Raw genomic sequence first — 19,289 nt, 5'->3', positions numbered from 1 at the left:
CGTCAGGTCGCACAGACGCGGGGTGTCACATCAGGCGGTCCACTGGCCGACCGCCATCTCCGCGGTGAAGCCTGGGCCGAAGGCCGCCAGCAGGCCGATATCGCCCTTGTTCAGGTTGGAATCGAACTGGCGCTTGAGGACGTCGAACACCACCACGCTGGCAATGTTGCCGGCCTCGGACAGGCTGCTGCGCGATTGCGAGACGCGGTTCGACGCCAGGTCCAGGTGCATCACCAGTTCGTCGAGGATCTTGCGGCCGCCGGTGTGGAAGATGAAGAAGTCGTTGTGCGCGCAGTTCTGCTCGAAGCTCTCGTAGTTGAGGCGCTCCATGACCGGTGCCACGTCCTTGATGGAGTTCATCACCGCCTTGTCGAGGGTGAAGTGGAAGCCGGTGTCCTTCACGTCGTACTTGATGTAGTGCTCGCTCTTGGGCAGGAAGTACGACTCGGTCTTCTTGATCTTGAAGCCGCCGGCCTGGTCGTCGGCGCGCAGCACGCAGGCCGATACCGCATCGCCGAACAGCGCCGCCGAGATGAAGGCGTGCAGCTTGGTGTCGTCCGGCTGGTAGCACAGCGAGGAGAACTCCAGGGACACGATCAGCACGTGGTTGCGCGCATCGAGGCTGGCGAAATCGTTGGCCCGGTTGATCGCCGCGGCACCGGCCACGCAGCCCAGCTGGGCGATCGGCAGTTGCACGGTGGAGGTGGGCAGGCCCAGGTCGTTGATCAGGTGCGCGGTCAGCGACGGCATCATGAAGCCGGTGCAGGAAGTGACGATCACCATGCGGATGTCGCTGATCTGCAGCCCGGCATTCTCGATGGCCTGGCGCGCGGCGGCCGACGACATCTGCCGTGCTTCACGCTCGTAGACGATGCTGCGGTGGGTGAAGCCGGTGTGCACCGCCAGTTCGTCGATCGGCAGCACCAGGTGGCGCTCGTTGACCTCGGTGTTGGCGATCATGCGCTTGGCCAGGGCCATGCGTGGGTGGTCGGCGTGCAGGCCTTCCAGGTGATCGACCATCTGCTGCTGGGTGATCTTGTGTTTCGGAAACATTACGTGTGGGAGGCAAAGAGTAGACATGACCAATCCTTGGCTGTATTCAGGCCAATAAGTAAGTGTTGGGGAGTGTCCCCGTTAATAGGCAATAGAATTCATAGAGCCCAAGAAAACCGGGGCCCAAGGGCAACTTCCAGAACTGAAGTTGCCGCTGATGTAACTTTTAAGTTGGATTTTATTTTTATGGCTTACTTCAAGGTGCCTTTTGGCAAGGCACCTTGAACAACAAGTTATTTATCCAGAACGAACTTGTAGGCGTACTGCCAGGCCAGGTTGCTTTCGCGCACGTGCTTACGCACCACCATGCGCACTGGCGCGCCGACCTTCAGTTGCTGGGCATCGCAGACATCGACGATTTCCGAGGCGATCACCAGGCCGTCGTCCAGGCGGACCATGGCCATGCAGCGCGGTACGGTCTCGCCGTAACCCATGGCCGCCAGGATCGGGTTGTCGGCGTGGGCCATGACCTCGATCTTGCCGGTGCGGGCGCAACGATAGGGTTTCACGCTCATGGAGTTGCAAGCGCCGCAGACCGTGCGCCGGGGGAAGAAGATCTCGTTGCACTCTTCGCACTGGCTGCCTTCGAGGCGGTACTTGCCACCATGCTCGCGCCATTCGCGGAGCATGCTGGCGGTGGTCATTCTATGGATCTGTTCTGGGTACATGGACATGGTCCGGGCTCCTTAGTCGTTCGAGAGGACAATCACCGAGTTGTGCGCCGCATAACCGCCAAGGTTCTGCGACACGCCGATGCGCGCGCCCTTGACCTGGTTGTCGGCTTCACCCCTCAGCTGCCGGAACAGCTCGGTGATGTGCAGGATGCCGTCGCAGCCGGACGCATGGCCGCGGCCGATGTTGCCGCCGTCGGTGTTCAGTGGCAGCTGGCCGTCCAGGGCGATGCCGCCTTCGAGAACGAAGTCGCCAGCCTGGCCCTTGCCGCAGACGCCCATGGATTCCATCTGGATCAGGCCGGCGCCGAGCAGGTCGTAGACCTGGGCGACGTCGATGTCCTTGGGAGTGATCCCGGCTTTCTTATAGGCAATCTCCGCGCAAGCGATGGAGTTGGCCGAGACGGCCATGCCCACGTCCTTGGGCAGGCCCGGGTGGTGCAGGGTCGGGTTGTGGAAGCGGGTACCGAAGTAGTGGGAAACCCCGGTATAGGCGCAACCCCGCACGAACACCGGTTTGTCGGTGTACTTGTGGGCCAGGTGTTCGGCGACCAGGATCGCGCAGCCACTGGCTTCGCCCCAGGCCAGCATCGAGCCGCAGGCTTCGCTGTTCTTCAGCGCTTCGAGGGTCGGGATCGCCTGGCCATAGCGGGTGGCGGTAGGGGTGTTGTGCGCATAGATGCGCATCTGCCGGCCAAAGGTGGCCAGGACGTCGGCTTCGCGGCCGGCATAGCCGAACTTCTGGAAGTACTCGGCGGTCGCCAGGGCGAAAGCGTCGGTGTGGGAGATGCCGAGGAAGTAGTCGTACTCGCACTCGGTACTGGAACCGATGTATTCGGCATAGTTGAAGTGGTCGGTCATCTTCTCGAAACCGCCGCACAGGACGATGTCGTACTCCCCGGAAGCCACCATCTGATGGCCCATCTGGAAGGATACCGAGCTGCTGGTGCAGTTGGCGGTGCTCATGAAGGTCGGCGCCGGGCTGATCCCCAGGGCGTCGGAAATGGTCGGGCCCAGGCCGCCATATTCGGAGATGCCTTCACCGTGATAACCATAGGCAACGCCCTGGATTTCGCGGGGATGCATCTTGGCATCCTTGATGGCCTTGTAGGCGGACTCGACGATCATTTCCTTGAACGTCTGCCGAACTCGTGAACTACCGGGCTTCGGCGTATAGGCAGCCGAAACTATTGCAACACGACGTGCGCACATGTACATGCTCCTTGCGTAGACAGGCGTAATCAGAGATAGGCGGTCAGGGCGTAGTCAGCCCGCAGGTACTTGAACTCGTACTTGATGGACGTGCCGTAATCGACATAGGTCTTGTCCTCGAGCAGTTGGCGCAGCGGCTTGTTGCGCTTCTGGTACTGCCCGATGGCGTCGGTGACGGTCAGGGCGATGGCGTCGCTGCCGGCGCCGAAACCGTAGGACACCATGAGGATCTTCTGCCCCGGACGGGCCTGGTCCAGGACGTTGATCAGGCCCAGCAGCGGGCTGGCTGCCCCGGTGTCACCGACGCTGCCGGCGTAGATGCCCGGTTCGATCTGCTTGGCGTTGAAGCCCAGGTGCTTGCCCAGGGAGTAGGGCGTGGACACCAGGTTCTGCTGGAACACCACGTAGTCGTAGTCGGCGGCGCTGGTGTGCAGCTTGGCCATCAGCCCTTCGGCGGCGCGGCGGGTCTGGTCTTCCAGGCCGATGCTGTTCTTGTCCGAACCCAGGCCCATCCCGGAACGAATGTAGCGATCACCCTGGGGGCGGATGTTGTCGGCGATGTCGGCGGCGCAAGAGAAGCTGCCATCGAATTCGGCGATGACATTCTCGGTGCCGACCAGCAGCGCGGCGGCGCCGGCGCCGGCATAGGATTCGGTCAGGTCGCCGGGAGCGGTGTTGCGGTTGATGGTGTCGGCGCCAATGGCCAGGGCGCTGCCGGTCATGCCCGAGGCCACCAGGGCCTGGCAGATCTGCAGGGCGGAGGTACCGGATTTGCCAGCGAACTGGATGTCGGCGCAATAGGCGTCGTAGCCGCTGCCAAGCATTTCCAGGATGATCGAGGCCGAGGCCCGCGAGTCATAGGGGTTGGTGCAGGTTCCCAGGTACAGGGCCTGGAGTTCATGGCCGGGGACTTTGTCCAGGGCCCGCTGCGCTGCCAGTACGCCGAGGGTGATGACATCTTCATCCGGCTGCAGCACGGCTCTTTCGGTGACGCCCAGGTTCTCCTCGACCAGCTTCAGGTCGGTGTTCTTCCAGACGTTGATGACTTCCTGCACTTTGAGGCGGCAGACCGGAATGCCCGCGCCATAGCTGACTATGCCTACTTTTTTCACGTTCATTTTCCTCTTGATTCCATTCTCTTCAGAAAACTGGGGCGTGCCTGCTTCAGGAGCAGTCTTGAAACATACGGAAAACTGTTTTGCTGCCTTCAGCTGGCCGGCGTCATGCAAACCCGCGAAGTAGAGCGGTTCCTCTATAGAAGAAAGCCATACGAAAGCAGTTTTTTTTTCACCTCGTTATGTTATAATACGGAACGTTTCGTTTAATAAGAATCTAGGACGGTCTCGGCTCTTGAAAGCAAAAGATCGAAGCCTTGAATTCGAAGCTGTATTTGCCTAAAGCCCCGTATTAATTGGCTATTAGGCAATAATTAAAAAATCTAGATGGATCGGTACAAGAAATTCGTAGATCTCTTTAGAATGAAACGAAACGGACCGTTTCATTTCGATTCGGGGGAATCCTATACCCTGCGTTGCGTTTGTCAAGCGCCCTGCCTGGAGATTTTTTTATCGTGGCTCGTACACCATCTCGCAGCTCCATCGGCTCTTTGCGAAGTCCTCATACTCATAAAGCCATCCTCACTTCCACCATCGAAATCCTCAAGGAATGCGGCTATTCCGGGCTCAGTATCGAGTCTGTGGCTCGTCGAGCCGGTGCCAGCAAACCGACGATTTACCGCTGGTGGACGAACAAGGCGGCGTTGATCGCAGAAGTCTACGAAAACGAGAGCGAACAAGTCAGAAAGACTCCTGATCTCGGCTCGTTCAAGAAAGATCTCGATTTTTTGCTGCACAATCTCTGGAAAGTCTGGAGAGAAACCATTTGCGGGGAGGCTTTCCGTTGCGTGATAGCTGAAGCGCAACTGGATCCAGCAACATTGATCCAGCTCAAGGATCAGTTCATGGAGCGCAGGAGGGAGTTGCCAAGAAAGCTGGTGGAAAATGCCATCAGCAATGGTGAGTTGCCCAAGGACACCAATCGTGAATTGTTGCTCGATATGATCTTCGGTTTTTGCTGGTATCGACTGCTGACCGAGCAGTTGACGATGGAGCAGGACATCGAGGAGTTCACTTCCATGTTGATCAACGGTGTTTGCCCTGGTGTACAACGTTGATTCATTCCAACCAATGAGCCCGCGAATATCGCGGGCTCATTGGTTTAGTGCTTCAAGCTGAAGGTTTCGCGAACTCCCGATACAGGTCCGGAAGAAAGCTGGCCAGGTGGTTGAACTCGCACATGTCGTGTACGGCGAATTCATAGGCCAGGGTTTCCAGCTCGGTGGCACCCAGGCCGTTTTCCTCCAGGATGGCCGCCGCCTTGTCTGCCCCGGGAAAACGGGCCATCGAAGGATGCGCACCGATCCAGTAGCGACTGGTCAGGTACATGCCGCCCGGCACTTCCTTGAACAAGTGCACCATCAATGACACCGGAACCTGTGGATGATCGGCCAGGCTCATCAGGGCGCTGACGCTGCCGTCGATCTTCGCTTCGCGATAAAGATCGGGGTCCAGGCCCAGCTTGCCTGGCTCCTGGAAGTCGATATGCAGGTGCATCAGGCGGTCGCCGACATACTCGGAAGCGCAGAAGGTGTTGCCATATAGCCGCTCTTCGAAGCTCAACGATTCGTCGCACAGGCGCTGATGGTTCACGCAGGGGTTGCTTACATGGGCGTAGGGGAACCACAGGGTGTAGCGCTCCGACTCCAACGGGTGCCACATGAACCACCACTTGAACATGTCGGCTGTGCAGTTGGGAAAGAACTTGCGGCTTTGCACATAGGCCATCGGCCCCGGCAGCAGGGCATAGCCGGACTCCTCGCTGACGAAGTCCGGATCGAGCAGGCGGTTGATGTCCTCGATGCTCGGGGTGAGGGTGTCCTTCAGGGGCATGGGGCCTTGCTGGATCTTGCGCACCGCGGACAGCGGCACCTGCATGTCCCCGCGAAAGTACTTGGCATAGGGCTTGTTCCTGACCTCCGCCTGGTTGTGCAGGAACAGCTTCTGCATGGGCAGGGAGAAGTAGGTGAAGGGGGTCATGACGCGTGCTTCCATGCTGATATCCTTTGGCTGAATAGACGAGTAGCCGCCACTTCACAGCAACCTTGGATCCTGGTTGAACGAGAAACTGGCGCTTTGTAGCTAAGCAGTCCATAAACAAAAGTCAAATTTGAATTTAACTTAGTGAGGAGCTCATGGTCGTTCCCGTTTCCCCGCAGGCAGCTGTAGTTCGTGCACCGCGCCAGGATGGCCAGGCGACTCGCCAGCAGATTCTGGAGATGGCCGGCCAACTGTTTGCCGAACTGGGGTATGCCAATACCACCAGCAAGCAGATCTGCGAGAGTTCCAGGGCCAACAATGCGTCGGTCAATTATCACTTCGAGAACAAGGACGGCCTGTATCGGGCGGTGTTGCGCGAAGCCCATGACCGCCTGGTTGGAATAGAAACCATGATCAGCCTGAGCGAGAGCCAGCAAAGCCCTGAAGACAAGCTGCGGGCGATCATCACCATGCTGATCGAGGGCCTTGGGAGCGCGCGCCAGGGCTGGGCCTTGAAGGTGCTGACCCGCGAGCTGCTGTCGCCCTCTTCGGTCCTGCCCGAGGTGCTCGAGGAGCAGGCCTTCCCGAAGGCGCTGATCGTGCGCACTATCCTTGGTCAGATCATGCAGCGCTCGCCGGACGATCCAGCCACCTTGCGCTGTGCGGTCAACGTATTCGCGCCCTGCCTGTTCTTGCTGATCGCCCATGGCCAGTTACAGCGCAATGTGCTGCCCGGCTTGCAGCTCGATCCGCCCGAGTTGATCGAACACATGATGAGCTACGCGCTGGCCGGTTTGCAGGCGGTGTCCCGGACTGCCAAGACCGGCTAGGAATTGGCCTGGCAAAAAAACGCCGACCCTGTGGTCGGCGTTTGCTGTCGGCCATCCCTGGGACGATCCTTACTCCTGGGCGACGGCGTTCTTCGCCAGGATGGCGTTGGCCAATTCCATGTCGCTGGCCTGCAGGCCAGGGTTCTCGGCGCGGACCTTCTGGATCGCGGCCTCCAGGTACGGGCCGCGAATGCTGCCCTGGCTGGCGACGAAGCTGCCAGCGTCGTCCTGGGCGGCGACGATCAGCTTGTGGTCCTTGAAGGTCAGGTAGGTGGAGCCTGTGGTCGCACCGGAGGAAATGACGTTACGCCAGAAGGTGTCGGCCATTGCCGAACCTACGGGGAGCGACAGCAGGGCAATTGTGACGACAGCTGTTTTCAGACGCATGATGGGTGACTCCGACTAGGGGGAACTACAGGGTTTGATTCTAGTTTCCCTGGTCGAGTTCCGTGACTGTTCAGTCGAGATTTTCGACCAGCAGGATCGCCCCTTCCTGGCCCACCACCAGGACCCGCGCGCCTTCCGGGGCGTCGGCACCCTTGGCGATCCAGACGCCATCGGCAACCTTGATCCGGCCCCGGCCGTTGACGATTGCCTGATGCACCACGAAGGTCTTGCCGATCAGCTCGCGGCCCCGCAGGTTGAGGTTCGGCTGGTCGCTGGCGCGGATCACGCTGCGCTGGCGTCGCCACCAGTACAGGGCCGTCAGCAGCGATAGCAGGCCGAATAGCAGCAATTGAACTTCCCACGCCAGGCTCGGGACCAAGAACGCCAGGACCCCCACGCAAATCGCCGCGAGGCCGATCCATAGCAGGTAGCCGCCGGCGCCGAACACCTCGAAGATCAACAGGACGGTGCCCAGGGCCAGCCAGTCCCAGAACGACAGTGCTTGCAGGAATGCCGACATGACGCTTGCCTCAGGTCTTCTTGCCGTCGAAGGTGGCCTTGACGATCTCGCTGATGCCGCCCACGGCGCCGATTACCTGGCTGGCCTCCAGCGGCATCAGGATCACCTTGCTGTTGTTGGCCGAGGCCAGCTTGCCCAGGGTATCGACGTATTTCTGCGCCACGAAGTAGTTGATCGCCTGGACGTTGCCGCTGGCGATGGCTGCGGACACCACCTGGGTCGCCCGGGCCTCGGCCTCGGCCTGGCGCTCCCGGGCTTCGGACTCGAGGAAAGCCGCCTGGCGCTCGCCCTCTGCCTCCAGGATCTGCGCCTGCTTCTTGCCCTCGGCGGTAAGGATGGCCGCCGCCCGCAGGCCCTCGGCCTCGAGGATTTGCGCACGCTTGACTCGTTCGGCCTTCATCTGCCCGGACATGGCGGCCATCAGGTCGGCCGGCGGGCTGATGTCCTTGATCTCGATACGGGTGATCTTGATCCCCCAGGGCGCGGTGGCTTCGTCCACGGTCTTCAGCAGTTTCTCGTTGATCGCGTCACGTTGGCTGAGCATCGCGTCCAGCTCCATGGAGCCCAGCACGGTGCGGATGTTGGTCTGCAACAGGTTGCGCACGGCATGCTCGAGGTTGTTGACCTCATAGGCGGCCTGGGCGGTGTTGACCACCTGGAAGAAGCACACCGCGTCGATCTGCACCGTGGCGTTGTCGGATGTGATGACCTCCTGGGGCGGGATGTCCAGGACATTCTCCATGACGTTGAGCTTGCGCCCGATACGGTCCATCACCGGGATGATGATGTTCAGCCCTGGCTTGAGGGTGGTGGTGTAGCGGCCGAAACGCTCCACGGTCCACTGGTAGCCCTGGGGCACCACCTTGAAGCCCATGAACACCAAGGCCACGGCCAGGCCCACGAAAAGTAGCAGCACGCTTGTGATCTGCATCAGTCTCACCTGTTCAACTGTTGGTTCATGGGGTTGGCCTCGGCATCACAACTGGAAACGCGTGACCGAGGTCTGCAGGGTGGCCACCGAACTCTCCATCTGTTCCACGGTGAGGCTCAGGTCACGCATGGCCTGGCTGTTGCGCCGGGCCACTTCACTGATCATTTCCACCCGCTGGGCGACTTCGCTGCTGGCCTTGGATTGTTCGCCAATGGTGTGGGAGATCTCCTGGACCATCAACGCCGAGCGCTGGGCGCCCTGGCGAATCTCGTTGATCGAGGTGCCGGCCTGCTGGGCCATGTTCACCCCGTCGTTCACCCGGCTGACTCCGGTCTGCATGCTGCTGACCGCTTGCTCGGTGGTTTCCCGGATGCGCTGGATCATGCCGGTGATCTCCTGGGTCGATTGCGCGGTACGTGCCGCCAGGTTACGGACCTCGTCGGCGACCACGGCGAAGCCGCGTCCGGCCTCGCCGGCCCTGGCGGCCTCGATGGCGGCGTTGAGCGCCAACAGGTTGGTTTGTTCGGCGATGCTGTTGATCACCTGGATGATCGAGTGGATTTCTTCGGAGGACTGGCCCAGGGCGGTGATGCTTTCAGAGGACTGGTTGACCGCCTCGGCAATCTGGCTCATGCCGTCCACCACCCCGAGTATCACTTGGCCGCCGCTGCCGGCCAGGGATTCGGACTGGGCCGAGATGCTCTGGGCATTACGCGCATGTTCGGCGACCTGGGCGATGTTGCTGATCATCTGCTCCATGGCCGCCGCCATGTTGGTGGCGCCATCGGCCTGCTCGCTGGCGCCGTCGGCGATGTTCGACGAGGTACCGCTGAGGCTGTGGGAGCGGCCACGCAGTTCCTCGCTTTCATGGCGGATGGTGGTGATCATCCGCCGCAGGTTGTCCTGCATTTCGCCCAGGGCCTGTTGCAGCTGGCCGGCTTCGTCGTGGCTGTCGACGCTGATGCTGCGGGTCAGGTCGCCCTGGGCAATGGCCCGGGCCGTGGCCACTGACTTCTCCAGGGGCTTGAGCACGCGGTTGAGCAGTTGCCGGGTCAGCAGGCACAGGGCCAGGGCGGCGCACAGGCTGCCACCGATCAGCCAGCCGGCGGCCTGGCGCACGGCCGTTTCGCTACGGTCGCGGGTTTGCGCGCTGCTGGCTTCGATCTTGCTGCTCAGTGCCTCGTTGCGGGTTTCCACTTCCGTGAAGCGCTGGGAGAACTCCGCCATCTGCAGGCGTGCGGCCTGGGGATCCTTGAGGGCCAGCCCGGCAATGTCCTGGGCGGCCCGGATGTAGTTCTCCAGCACCGGCTGCAGTTCGGCGATGGCCTGGCGGATATCCGGCGCCAGGGGCAGCCGGGCATTCTCGGCCAGGGACTTGCGGAACCAGTCGCCGTGCTCGCGCAGGCTGTCGCGCACCTCGTTGCCCGCCGCCTCGTCACCAGGCTGGCTGCTCAGCGCTTGCAGCACATCGGCCCGCAGGGCGTCATGCATCATGTCGGCTTCCAGGTGGTTGCGCAGGGCGCTGGCATTGAGTTCGTTGTCATGCAGGGCGCTGGCCAGGCGTGACTGGCCCCAGAGGCCGATACCGGCCACCAGGGCGATAGCCAGTAGGCTGATGGCCCCTGAAGTGATCATGTTGTGGCGGATGTTCATGCCCGGCTCCCTGCACGTTTCGGCTGTGCCTAAAGCGTAGTCCAGCCCTTGGGGCGCGCCCTCGTGGCACTATCAGGACTCGTTACAGGGCGTGACCCGCAGGGCTTCCTCCAGGCTGGTCAGCCCTTGCGTCACCTTCTGTGCGGCTGCCAGGCGCAGGCTGCGCATGCCGTCGGCAGCGGCTAGGCGGCGCAGCCCGGCCAGGTCGAGGTCCGGCTGGATCAGGGGCCTCAAGACATCGTTCAAGCGCATGATTTCGTAGATCCCGACCCGTCCGCGGTAGCCGGTGCCCCGGCACTCGGCGCAGCCAATGGCGCGGTGGGCGTGCAGGGACGCCGGCAGTCGTTCGGCCGGAGCCAGGCTGCGCCATTGATCCGCGTCGAGAACCACCGGTTGCTTGCAGTGCCGGCACAGGGTGCGCACCAGGCGCTGGGCCATGACCCCGAGTAGCGTGGCCTTGATCAAGTAGTGCGGCACGCCCAGTTCCAGCAGGCGGCTGATGGCGCCCGGGGCATCGTTGGTATGCAGGGTGGACAGCACCAGGTGCCCGGTGAGGGCGGCCTGGATGGCCATCTCGGCGGTTTCCAGGTCGCGGATCTCGCCGATCATGATGATGTCCGGATCCTGGCGCAGCAGCGCACGCACACCGCTGGAGAAGCCCAGGTCGATGTTGTGCTGGACCTGCATCTGGTTGAAGGACGGCTCGATCATCTCGATCGGGTCCTCGATGGTGCACAGGTTGACCTGGGGCGTGGCCAGCTTCTTCAGGGTGGCGTAGAGGGTGCTGGTCTTGCCCGAGCCGGTGGGGCCGGTGACCAGGATGATGCCGTGGGCCTGGGCGGTCATGGCCTGCCAGCACGCCAGGTCCTCGGCGGCGAAACCCAGCTGGTCGAAGTCCCTGAGCAGGACCTGGGGATCGAAGATGCGCATCACCAGTTTCTCGCCGAAAGCGGTGGGCAGGGTCGAGAGCCGCAGCTCGACGGCGTTGCCCTCGGGAGTGAGGGTCTTGATCCGGCCATCCTGGGGCTTGCGACGTTCCGCGACGTTCATCCGGCCCAGGCTCTTGAGGCGGCTGACGATGGCCTGGGTCACGTGGGGTTCGAAGGCGTAGACCTCGTGCAGCAGGCCGTCGATGCGCAAGCGCAGGTTGCCCTGTTCACGCCGAGGTTCGATATGGATATCGCTGGCTCGCTGTGCGAAGGCGTATTGCAGCAGCCAGTCGACGATATTGACGATGTGGGCGTCGTCGGCATCCGGCGCCTGGCCGCTGTTGCCTGGTTTGAGCAATTGCTCGAAGTTGCCGGGGCCGCGGCCCCGATGTTCGTTGCTGGCGCCGCTGACCGACCTGGCAAGGCGATAGAACTCCAGGGTCAGGTGACGGATCTGCGCCGGGCTGGCCAGCACCCGCCGCACGGAGCGCTTCAGGGCATGGGCCAGGTCGGCTTCCCAGGCGCTGACATAGGGCTGGGCGCTGGCCACGGTCACGCTCAGGGTATCCACGGCGATGGCGAGGATCCCGTGTCGCTGGGCGAACGCCCGGGACATCAGCGGGGTGATGGCGGCTGCATCGATCTGCAGTGGGTCGAGGCGTAGATAGGGCTGGCCGGCCTCCTGGGCGAGCCAGGCGGTGAGGCTGTCCAGGTCCAGCTGGCGGCCCGGCTGATGCAGGTCTGGCAACTGCTGTTCGGCGATGTTTTCCAGCGGGTGCCGGGGTTCTCCGATGTCATGTTGCCTTGCCGCCATGACCTGCCCGGCGGCTTCCTGGCTGATCCGCCCCTGCGCCTGCAAGTCGCGCAGCAGCTTGCCCAGCTCCAGCTTGCGATCCCGGGGCAGATGGTTGGCACCCATGGGGTTCTCCCTGCTCGTGGTCGAGAGCCGACCGGAACAGCCAAGGGTAGCCTTCGGGTAGCGCCGGGGCGGCCAACCAAGGGTTGCAGGACTTTGCCGGCTTCAGCCAGCGGCTTGCAGGCGCATGGGTTCCAGTTGCTGCAGCTCGACCGAGCAGACGCACACCAGGTTGCGCAGTTTTTCGGCGATCACTCCGGCGCGATGCCAGCTCAAGCCTGCAAGCTCCACTTCCATGTGCAGCATATCGTCCTGCTGTTGCATCGAGATCCGTTGTGGCACCAGGAACTGCAAGGCGAAATGGTTGAGGACCCGGCACAGCACATCGGCATCGGCGTCGGCTGCCAACTGGTACTGCACGCGGCAATGGGCCTGGCTAGGGCTCCAGGCATCAGGACGGGGCGAGGGGCCAAAGGTGGTGTCGAGCGAGGGCATGGTGGTCTCCAATTCAATGGAGAAATTTTTACATTCGGTTTCGGGTATTTCTTATCTAAGATTGATCATTATTCAAATTTATTGAATTGAAATATTCGCTATTTAACTGATTTGGAGATTATTCATGCATAGCGAGCTGGACGCCTATGACCGCCGGATTCTCGCCCTCTTGCAGGAAGATGCCTCGCTATCCAGCGCGCAGATCGCCGAGCAGGTGGGATTGTCGCAGTCACCATGCTGGCGGCGGATCCAGCGTTTGAAGGAGGAAGGGGTGATTCGCGGCCAGGTGACCTTGCTGGATCGCAAGAAGATCGGGCTGAACACGCAGATCTTCGCCGAGATCAAGCTCAATGCCCACGGTCGCTCCAACTTCACCGAGTTCACCGAGGCGATCCGTGGTTTCCCGGAAGTGCTGGAGTGCTACGTGCTGATGGGAGCAGTGGACTTCTTGCTGCGGGTGGTGGCGGCAGATATCGAGGCCTACGAGCGCTTCTTCTTCGAGAAGCTGTCCATGGTGCCGGGTATCCAGGAGGTGAACTCGATCGTTGCCCTGTCGGAGATCAAGTCCACCACCAGCCTGCCGCTGCAGCGCTGATCACATGCGCAGCAGGGTCTTCCAGGCACGGTTCTGAAAGACCGCGATGGCTTGCTGCTTGCGTGCCGCCAGGGCTTCGTCGCTGATAGGTTCGTTGGCCAGCTGCGCCAGCTTGTTCAGCTCACCATAGAGGCGGTCCAGCTCGGGGATCTCCAGCACGCCGCGGGCGTGGTGCAGCCAGGCCTGGATGCGCTCGATGCGCGGCAGTTGCTCGGCCAGGTCCTCGGGTTGCTGCTGGTAGCGCGGCAATTGCAGGGAAGTGGCTTCTTCGGCCAGCAGGCGTGGCAGCCAGCTGTCCAGGCGCGCGGCACCCTGGCGATTGCCCCGGGTGTTGCGCTCGGCGGTCCAGGCCCGGGCCAGCAGCCAGCGCGAGGTATTCAGCGAGAACAGGCCCCAGCGCACGTCTTGCAGTTCTTCGATGAACTGTTCCGGAGCGGCCTTGCGCACGTCTTCGTCATCGAGGCCGGCTTGTACCAGCGGACGCCAGTCTTCGAGCAGCGCGTCCAGGGCGCTGCGCAGTTCGGCGGTGGACTGGCGTGGCGCCGCCTGGCCCAGGCTGCTGGCCAGGGCGCGCAACTCGGCGAGGTTTTCCACCCAATCCTGCAGCAGGCGCCAGTGGCCGTTGAAGCGGTACTGTTCGGCCAGGCGCTGGCTGCTGCCCAGCAGGTGCCAGGCCAGGGCAGCGAAGGCTTCGTCCAGCGATGTTTCGGCAGTCAGTTGCGGAGCCGGCAGGCTCAGGGTGTAGCTGCCGGCATCGAACAGGCGGTAGCCGCGCTCGGCCTTGCTGATATCGCAGGGCATCAGCGGCAGGGTCATGGCCAGTTCCGAGGCCAGTTCCAGCAGGGCGGCCGGTTCGCCTTCGCGCAGTTCCAGCTCCAGCTCGCAGATCTCTTCCTTGTGCTTGCCGGCGACCACCTGGCCCAGGTCCAGGGCCGCTTCGATCACCACCTTGGCCTTGCCGCGACCCCAGGCGATTTCCGCGCGCTCGCGGACGAAATCGGTGGTGAACATCGGCTTGAGGGTCTTCTTGTCCAGCTCGGCCAGGGCTTCGGGCCAACATTGATCGTCGAGCTTCTTCAGGTCGAGCTTGGCCTTGGGTAGCTGCCAGTCGTACTCGTTGCGTACGGACAGGCCGGCGATGCTCTGGCCACGAGTCTTGAGGGTCTGGATCACCACGTCGCCATCGCGGCGCAGGCGCAGGGCCACCTTGGCCTGGGCCAGGTCGCGGTCCGGGCTGTCGAAGTACTGGTTCATCAGTTCACGGCGTTCCCAGCCACTTTTGTTGCGTTTCTTCAGCAGCGGGTGCTCGCGCAGGGCGGCGAGGGTCTCGCGGCTGGCGCGGAGTTTGATTTCGGTTTCTTTCTGCATGGCCGGACAATCCAGGATCGGGAGCGCAGCCGGGGAAGAGTTGGCTGCCAAGGTCGTGCAGTGTACAGGACAAGGCGTCGACAGGTGCCGCCGCGGTTCCTTCGGCGGGGCAACAGCCCCTATGATGGGTCTCGTCTTGGACATTCCGGAGCCCGCCCATGCCATTGCCATCGATGAAGGATCAATTCGCCGCGTTGATCGCCGCCCCTTCGGTGAGCTGCACCCAGGCGGCTCTGGACCAGTCCAATCGGCCAGTCATCGACCTGCTCGCCGCTTGGCTCGGCGACCTGGGTTTTGCCTGCGACATCCAGCAGGTCAGCCCCGGCAAGTTCAACCTGCTGGCCAGCTTCGGCAGTGGTCCTGGCGGCCTGGTGCTGTCCGGACACAGCGACACCGTGCCGTTCGACGCCGCGCTGTGGCAGACCGACCCACTGAAGCTGACCGAGGTCGACGGGCGCTGGGTCGGTCTTGGCAGCTGCGACATGAAGGGCTTCTTCGCCCTGGCCATCGAGGCGGTGCGGCCGTTGCTCGAACAACCGTTCAAGCAGCCGTTGCTGATCCTGGCCACCTGCGATGAGGAAAGCTCCATGGCCGGAGCCCGGGCCCTGGCGGATGCCGGACGGCCCCTGGGGCGCGCGGCGGTGATCGGCGAGCCCACCGGGCTCAAGCCGATCCGCCTGCACAAGGGGGTGATGATGGAGCGTATCGACATCCTCGGGCGCAGCGGCCATTCGTCGGATCCGAGCCTGGGGCGCAGTGCCCTGGAGGCCATGCACGATGCCATCGGCGAACTGCGTGGCCTGCGCCTGCAGTGGCAGCGTGAGTTTCGCAATCCGCAATTTGGCGTGCCACAGCCGACCCTGAACTTCGGCTGCATCCACGGTGGCGACAACCCCAACCGTATCTGTGGCCAGTGTTCGCTGGAGTTCGACCTGCGGCCCCTGCCGGGCATGGACCCGCAAGCCCTGCGTGAGGCGATCCGGCAGAAGCTCAGGCCTGTGGCCGAACGGCACGAAGTGCAGATCGACTATGCGCCGCTGTTTCCTGCCGTTCCACCGTTCGAGCAGCCCGAGGACGCCGAGCTGGTGCGAGTGGCGGAGCGCTTGACCGGGCATCGTGCCGAAGCAGTGGCGTTCGGCACCGAAGCGCCTTATCTTCAGCGCCTTGGTTGCCAGACCCTGGTCCTTGGCCCGGGGGATATCGCCTGTGCCCACCAGCCGGGGGAGTACCTGGAAATGTCACGCTTGCAGCCTACCGTGCATCTATTACGGGAATTGATTGAACATTACTGCCTGAAGCCGGCCCAATTTCAGTAAATTGCCGTCGTCCCTGTCCGTACCCATGAGGAGAGTAAGCGTGTCGCCAAGCCTGTTCCGACGATAACCATCAGCCCGCTGTGCGTTTTCCGTTTCGTCCTTCCATAGGCTGCTTTTTATTTACAGGCTCAGGTTCATGCCCGAATACGTCAATTGGCTCCGCCACGCGTCTCCCTACATCAATGCCCACCGCGACTGCACCTTCGTGGTCATGCTGCCCGGCGACGGTGTTGAACATCCCAACTTCGGCAATATCGTCCACGACCTGGTGCTGCTGCACAGCCTGGGAGTGCGCCTGGTGCTGGTGCATGGTTCCCGTCCGCAGATCGAATCACGCCTTGCCGCCCGCGGCCTGACTCCGCATTACCACCACGGGATGCGGATCACCGATGCCGCCACCCTGGAGTGCGTGATCGACGCCGTGGGCCAGCTGCGCATCGCCATCGAAGCGCGCCTGTCCATGGACATGGCCTCCTCGCCGATGCAGGGCTCGCGGCTGCGGGTCGCCAGCGGCAACCTGGTGACCGCGCGGCCGATCGGCGTGCTCGAAGGCGTCGACTACCACCACACCGGCGAGGTGCGCCGGGTCGATCGCAAGGGTATCAACCGCCTGCTGGACGAGCGTTCCATCGTCCTGTTGTCGCCCCTGGGCTATTCGCCCACCGGGGAAACCTTCAACCTGGCCTGTGAAGATGTCGCCACTCGCGCGGCCATCGACCTGGGCGCCGACAAACTGTTGTTGTTCGGGGCGGATCCGGGCCTGCTGGACGAGAGCGGCAAGCTGGTGCGTGAGCTGCGTCCGCAGCAGGTTCCGGCTCATTTGCAGCGCCTGGGCGCGAACTACCAGGCCGAGCTGCTGGATGCGGCGGCCGAGGCTTGCCGGGGTGGGGTAGGGCGCAGCCATATCGTCAGCTATGCCGAAGATGGCGCCTTGCTGACCGAACTGTTCACCCGCGATGGCGGTGGCACCCTGGTAGCCCAGGAGCAGTTCGAGCGTGTGCGCGAAGCGGCGATCGAGGATGTCGGCGGCCTGCTGGACCTGATCAGCCCGCTGGAAGAGCAGGGCATCCTGGTGCGCCGTTCCCGCGAGGTGCTGGAGCGGGAGATCGAGCAGTTCAGCGTGGTTGAGCGCGAGGGCATGATCATCGCCTGCGCCGCGTTGTACCAGATCGCCGATTCCGACGCTGGCGAGCTGGCCTGCCTGGCGGTGAGCCCGGAGTATCGGCACGGCAAGCGTGGTGATGAACTGTTGGAAAGGATCGAGGCCCGGGCCCGGGCCCAGGGACTCAAGACCCTGTTCGTGCTCACCACGCGCACGGCCCACTGGTTCCGTGAGCGGGGCTTCGCGCCCAGCAGTGTGGAGCGCCTGCCATCGGCGCGGGCCTCGCTGTACAACTACCAGCGCAATTCGAAGATCTTCGAAAAAGCCCTCTGAAATCCTTCCTTCTGCTACACCAGCGCCGCGGTTCGATCATGGGATCGGATCGCGGCGCTGTGTATTTCAGAATAATTTCATTTCGATACTAAAACTGTAACAAATTGACGGGAGGATAGGCTCTTAGCCATGATTGCGTCGCTTTTTTGATCCCTTATGACGTTATTCATTGATCTGGCCGAGGGCCTGGAAGAAATAGCGGCGGGAAAATATTTTTCAGGAATGGGCTCGCAGGCGTCTACGCTGGAGCTTTTGGCTGACGGATGGCGAGCTTTATTCCTGAAGGGTATGAGAAAGAATGGAATAATTCTTTTTGGGTTTATGAGTTATTCATTAACCTGCATGGACCAAATAACTGCGATTAGACATTGGTCGAAGACACAGATCGTTACGATTGACTTATCAGTCACGGTCTGGCGCTAATCGCGCATCTGTGGCACCCGGGCGTATCGATCTGGGGCCAGGAACCACAAGAATTAGAAAACGAGAGGAGCGATACATGAACAAGTCCACCTTGGCCCTGGCTGTGGCCGTAGGGGTTTTGGCGCAGCAGGCAGGCGCCGCTGGTTTCATCGAGGACAGCAAGGCCACCCTGGGGCTGCGTAACTTCTACATCAACACCGATAACCGTGACGGTACTGGCCCGAACAAGAACGAAGAGTGGGGCCAAGGCTTCGATCTGCGTTTCACCTCGGGTTACACCCAGGGCACTGTCCAGTTCGGCGTCGATGCCATTGCGCTGTATGGCCTGCGCCTGGATTCCTCGCCGGCCACGAGCGGTAACTCTTCTGGTACCGCTTCTGGCGGCACCATCTTCCCGAGCGATGGCAACAAGGCTGTTCATGACTTCGCCAGCCTGGGCCTGACCGGTAAGGTCAAGGTTTCCCAGACAGAGCTGAAGGTCGGTACCCTGCTGCCGAACAACCCGGTGATCAAGTACAACGACGGTCGCCTGCTGCCACAAACCTTCCAGGGCGGCCAGATCACCTCCAACGAAATCAAGGACCTGACCCTGACCGCAGGCCAGGTCGAGCGCGCCAAGGGTCGTAACTCGAGCAACAACGAAGGCCTGTCCATCGCGGGCGCCAACGCTGGCTCGAACTACCCGAAAGGCGAGTTCAGCAACAAGTTCTACTACGCCGGTGCCGACTACAAGATCACCAAGGATCTGACCGCTTCGTACTACTACGGCGAACTGAAGAACTTCTACAACCAGAACTTCCTCGGCCTGGTGCATAACTGGGCAATCGGCCCGGGCGTCCTGAAGAGCGACCTGCGCTACTACCGCAGCCGCGACGATGGCCGCAATGGCGATACCTCCAGTTACTACACCACTGGTTACTACGGCAACAAGGTCACCAAGGGCAAGGTCGACAACGACCTGTATAGCTACCTGGCCCTGTACTCGATCGAAGGCCATACCTTCGGTGCCGGCTACCAGTACACCAAGGGCGACAGCGACTTCCCTTGGCTGAACCAGGGCGATGGCTCGTCCAACAGCACCATCACCGACATGCAGATCCAGAAGTTCGCCCGCGCTGGCGAGCGTACCTGGCAAGTTCGCTACGGTTATGACTTCGCCAAGGTCGGCCTGCCAGGCCTGACCGCCAACGCGGTCTACCTGCGTGGCAACAACATCGATACCGCCTTGGGCAGCAAGACCGAGTGGGAGCGCGACCTGACCGTTGCCTATGTCATTCCGGAAGGCCCGCTGAAGAACCTGGGCTTTGCCTGGAAAAACGCCATGTGGCGTACCGACCTGGCCAATACTCGTTCCCAGGACGAAAACCGCCTGATCGTCAGCTACTCGATCCCGCTGCTGTAATCGGCAATAAAAAACCTCGCCCGGCGCAATGCCGGGCGAGGCTTCGTTCCAAGTCAGGCCCACCCCCGTGAGCCCTTCCTGAATTCCCCTCTTTCTTGCAGCTACTCAAGGCCTTCTC

General features: G+C 62.0%; 18 protein-coding genes and 1 pseudogene. 6 read left to right on the top strand and 13 right to left on the bottom strand.

What is annotated here, in order from left to right:
* Positions 1 to 30 precede the first annotated feature (30 nt).
* The 4 genes from C4K40_RS30115 to C4K40_RS30100 all read right to left on the bottom strand — a co-directional run bounded on the left by C4K40_RS30115 (position 31) and on the right by C4K40_RS30100 (position 4,054).
* Positions 31 to 1,080, bottom strand: a complete 1,050-nt coding sequence (locus tag C4K40_RS30115) for a type III polyketide synthase (RefSeq protein WP_031320680.1) — start codon at positions 1,078 to 1,080, stop codon at positions 31 to 33.
* A 206-nt stretch (positions 1,081 to 1,286) separates the two neighbouring features.
* Positions 1,287 to 1,727: a Zn-ribbon domain-containing OB-fold protein gene (locus C4K40_RS30110; protein WP_053133774.1), complete on the bottom strand. Its 441-nt coding sequence runs from the start codon at positions 1,725 to 1,727 to the stop codon at positions 1,287 to 1,289.
* Between the two features lie 12 nt (positions 1,728 to 1,739).
* Positions 1,740 to 2,936, bottom strand: coding sequence for a thiolase family protein (locus C4K40_RS30105; RefSeq protein WP_031320678.1), 1,197 nt, complete (start codon positions 2,934 to 2,936; stop codon positions 1,740 to 1,742).
* A 29-nt stretch (positions 2,937 to 2,965) separates the two neighbouring features.
* Entirely contained in the window at positions 2,966 to 4,054 is a 1,089-nt protein-coding gene (locus C4K40_RS30100; protein ID WP_053133777.1) for a hydroxymethylglutaryl-CoA synthase, read from the bottom strand.
* A 452-nt stretch (positions 4,055 to 4,506) separates the two neighbouring features.
* Here C4K40_RS30100 and C4K40_RS30095 point away from each other — a divergent pair, with 452 nt between their 5' ends.
* Positions 4,507 to 5,109 (top strand): TetR/AcrR family transcriptional regulator, encoded by a 603-nt coding sequence (locus tag C4K40_RS30095; protein ID WP_053133785.1) that lies wholly within the window; start codon positions 4,507 to 4,509, stop codon positions 5,107 to 5,109.
* A 52-nt stretch (positions 5,110 to 5,161) separates the two neighbouring features.
* On the opposite strand, the gene C4K40_RS30090 is transcribed toward C4K40_RS30095, so the two are convergent.
* Positions 5,162 to 6,046 (bottom strand): DAPG hydrolase family protein, encoded by an 885-nt coding sequence (locus C4K40_RS30090; RefSeq protein WP_053133787.1) that lies wholly within the window; start codon positions 6,044 to 6,046, stop codon positions 5,162 to 5,164.
* Positions 6,047 to 6,186: 140 nt separating this feature from the next.
* Between C4K40_RS30090 and C4K40_RS30085 the strand changes: the two genes are divergently transcribed.
* Positions 6,187 to 6,861 carry a TetR/AcrR family transcriptional regulator gene (locus tag C4K40_RS30085; RefSeq protein WP_053133790.1) on the top strand — a complete coding sequence of 225 codons (675 nt, stop codon included), beginning with the start codon at positions 6,187 to 6,189 and terminating at the stop codon, positions 6,859 to 6,861.
* A gap of 69 nt (positions 6,862 to 6,930) precedes the next feature.
* Here C4K40_RS30085 and C4K40_RS30080 read toward each other — a convergent pair whose 3' ends face one another.
* The 7 genes and pseudogenes from C4K40_RS30080 to C4K40_RS30055 form a co-directional block, all read right to left on the bottom strand.
* Positions 6,931 to 7,248 (bottom strand): DUF2388 domain-containing protein, encoded by a 318-nt coding sequence (locus C4K40_RS30080; RefSeq protein ID WP_031320675.1) that lies wholly within the window; start codon positions 7,246 to 7,248, stop codon positions 6,931 to 6,933.
* A gap of 70 nt (positions 7,249 to 7,318) precedes the next feature.
* Entirely contained in the window at positions 7,319 to 7,768 is a 450-nt protein-coding gene (locus C4K40_RS30075) for an NfeD family protein (RefSeq protein ID WP_053133793.1), read from the bottom strand.
* A gap of 10 nt (positions 7,769 to 7,778) precedes the next feature.
* Positions 7,779 to 8,699 carry an SPFH domain-containing protein gene (locus C4K40_RS30070; RefSeq protein WP_022641726.1) on the bottom strand — a complete coding sequence of 307 codons (921 nt, stop codon included), beginning with the start codon at positions 8,697 to 8,699 and terminating at the stop codon, positions 7,779 to 7,781.
* A gap of 45 nt (positions 8,700 to 8,744) precedes the next feature.
* Entirely contained in the window at positions 8,745 to 9,458 is a 714-nt protein-coding gene (locus C4K40_RS32340; protein WP_372238141.1) for a methyl-accepting chemotaxis protein, read from the bottom strand.
* Positions 9,459 to 9,599: 141 nt separating this feature from the next.
* A pseudogene (locus tag C4K40_RS32335) lies at positions 9,600 to 9,926 on the bottom strand (HAMP domain-containing protein); the annotation flags it as partial.
* Between the two features lie 498 nt (positions 9,927 to 10,424).
* Positions 10,425 to 12,200: a GspE/PulE family protein gene (locus tag C4K40_RS30060; protein WP_053133799.1), complete on the bottom strand. Its 1,776-nt coding sequence runs from the start codon at positions 12,198 to 12,200 to the stop codon at positions 10,425 to 10,427.
* A 102-nt stretch (positions 12,201 to 12,302) separates the two neighbouring features.
* Positions 12,303 to 12,632, bottom strand: a complete 330-nt coding sequence (locus C4K40_RS30055; RefSeq protein ID WP_053133802.1) for a hypothetical protein — start codon at positions 12,630 to 12,632, stop codon at positions 12,303 to 12,305.
* A gap of 124 nt (positions 12,633 to 12,756) precedes the next feature.
* Between C4K40_RS30055 and C4K40_RS30050 the strand changes: the two genes are divergently transcribed.
* Complete coding sequence (locus C4K40_RS30050; protein WP_022641721.1) at positions 12,757 to 13,227, top strand: Lrp/AsnC family transcriptional regulator; 471 nt, start codon at positions 12,757 to 12,759, stop codon at positions 13,225 to 13,227.
* Here C4K40_RS30050 and C4K40_RS30045 read toward each other — a convergent pair whose 3' ends face one another.
* Entirely contained in the window at positions 13,228 to 14,595 is a 1,368-nt protein-coding gene (locus C4K40_RS30045; RefSeq protein WP_053133805.1) for an inorganic triphosphatase, read from the bottom strand.
* Between the two features lie 158 nt (positions 14,596 to 14,753).
* On the opposite strand from C4K40_RS30045, the gene argE reads away from it, so the two are divergent.
* From argE to C4K40_RS30030, 3 genes are all read left to right on the top strand, one after another.
* Positions 14,754 to 15,911, top strand: coding sequence for an acetylornithine deacetylase (gene argE / locus C4K40_RS30040; RefSeq protein WP_022641719.1), 1,158 nt, complete (start codon positions 14,754 to 14,756; stop codon positions 15,909 to 15,911).
* Positions 15,912 to 16,047: 136 nt separating this feature from the next.
* Positions 16,048 to 17,346 carry an amino-acid N-acetyltransferase gene (gene argA / locus C4K40_RS30035; protein WP_053133808.1) on the top strand — a complete coding sequence of 433 codons (1,299 nt, stop codon included), beginning with the start codon at positions 16,048 to 16,050 and terminating at the stop codon, positions 17,344 to 17,346.
* A 499-nt stretch (positions 17,347 to 17,845) separates the two neighbouring features.
* A complete protein-coding gene (locus C4K40_RS30030) occupies positions 17,846 to 19,171 on the top strand; it encodes an OprD family porin (RefSeq protein WP_022641716.1) in 1,326 nt (441 codons plus the stop codon).
* Positions 19,172 to 19,289 lie beyond the last annotated feature (118 nt).

It is taken from the genome of Pseudomonas sp. CMR5c (assembly GCF_003850545.1).
Lineage (GTDB): Bacteria > Pseudomonadota > Gammaproteobacteria > Pseudomonadales > Pseudomonadaceae > Aquipseudomonas > Aquipseudomonas piscis.
The sequence above is the reverse complement of the archived record's forward strand: the minus strand, read 5'-3'. Positions and strand labels throughout refer to the sequence as shown.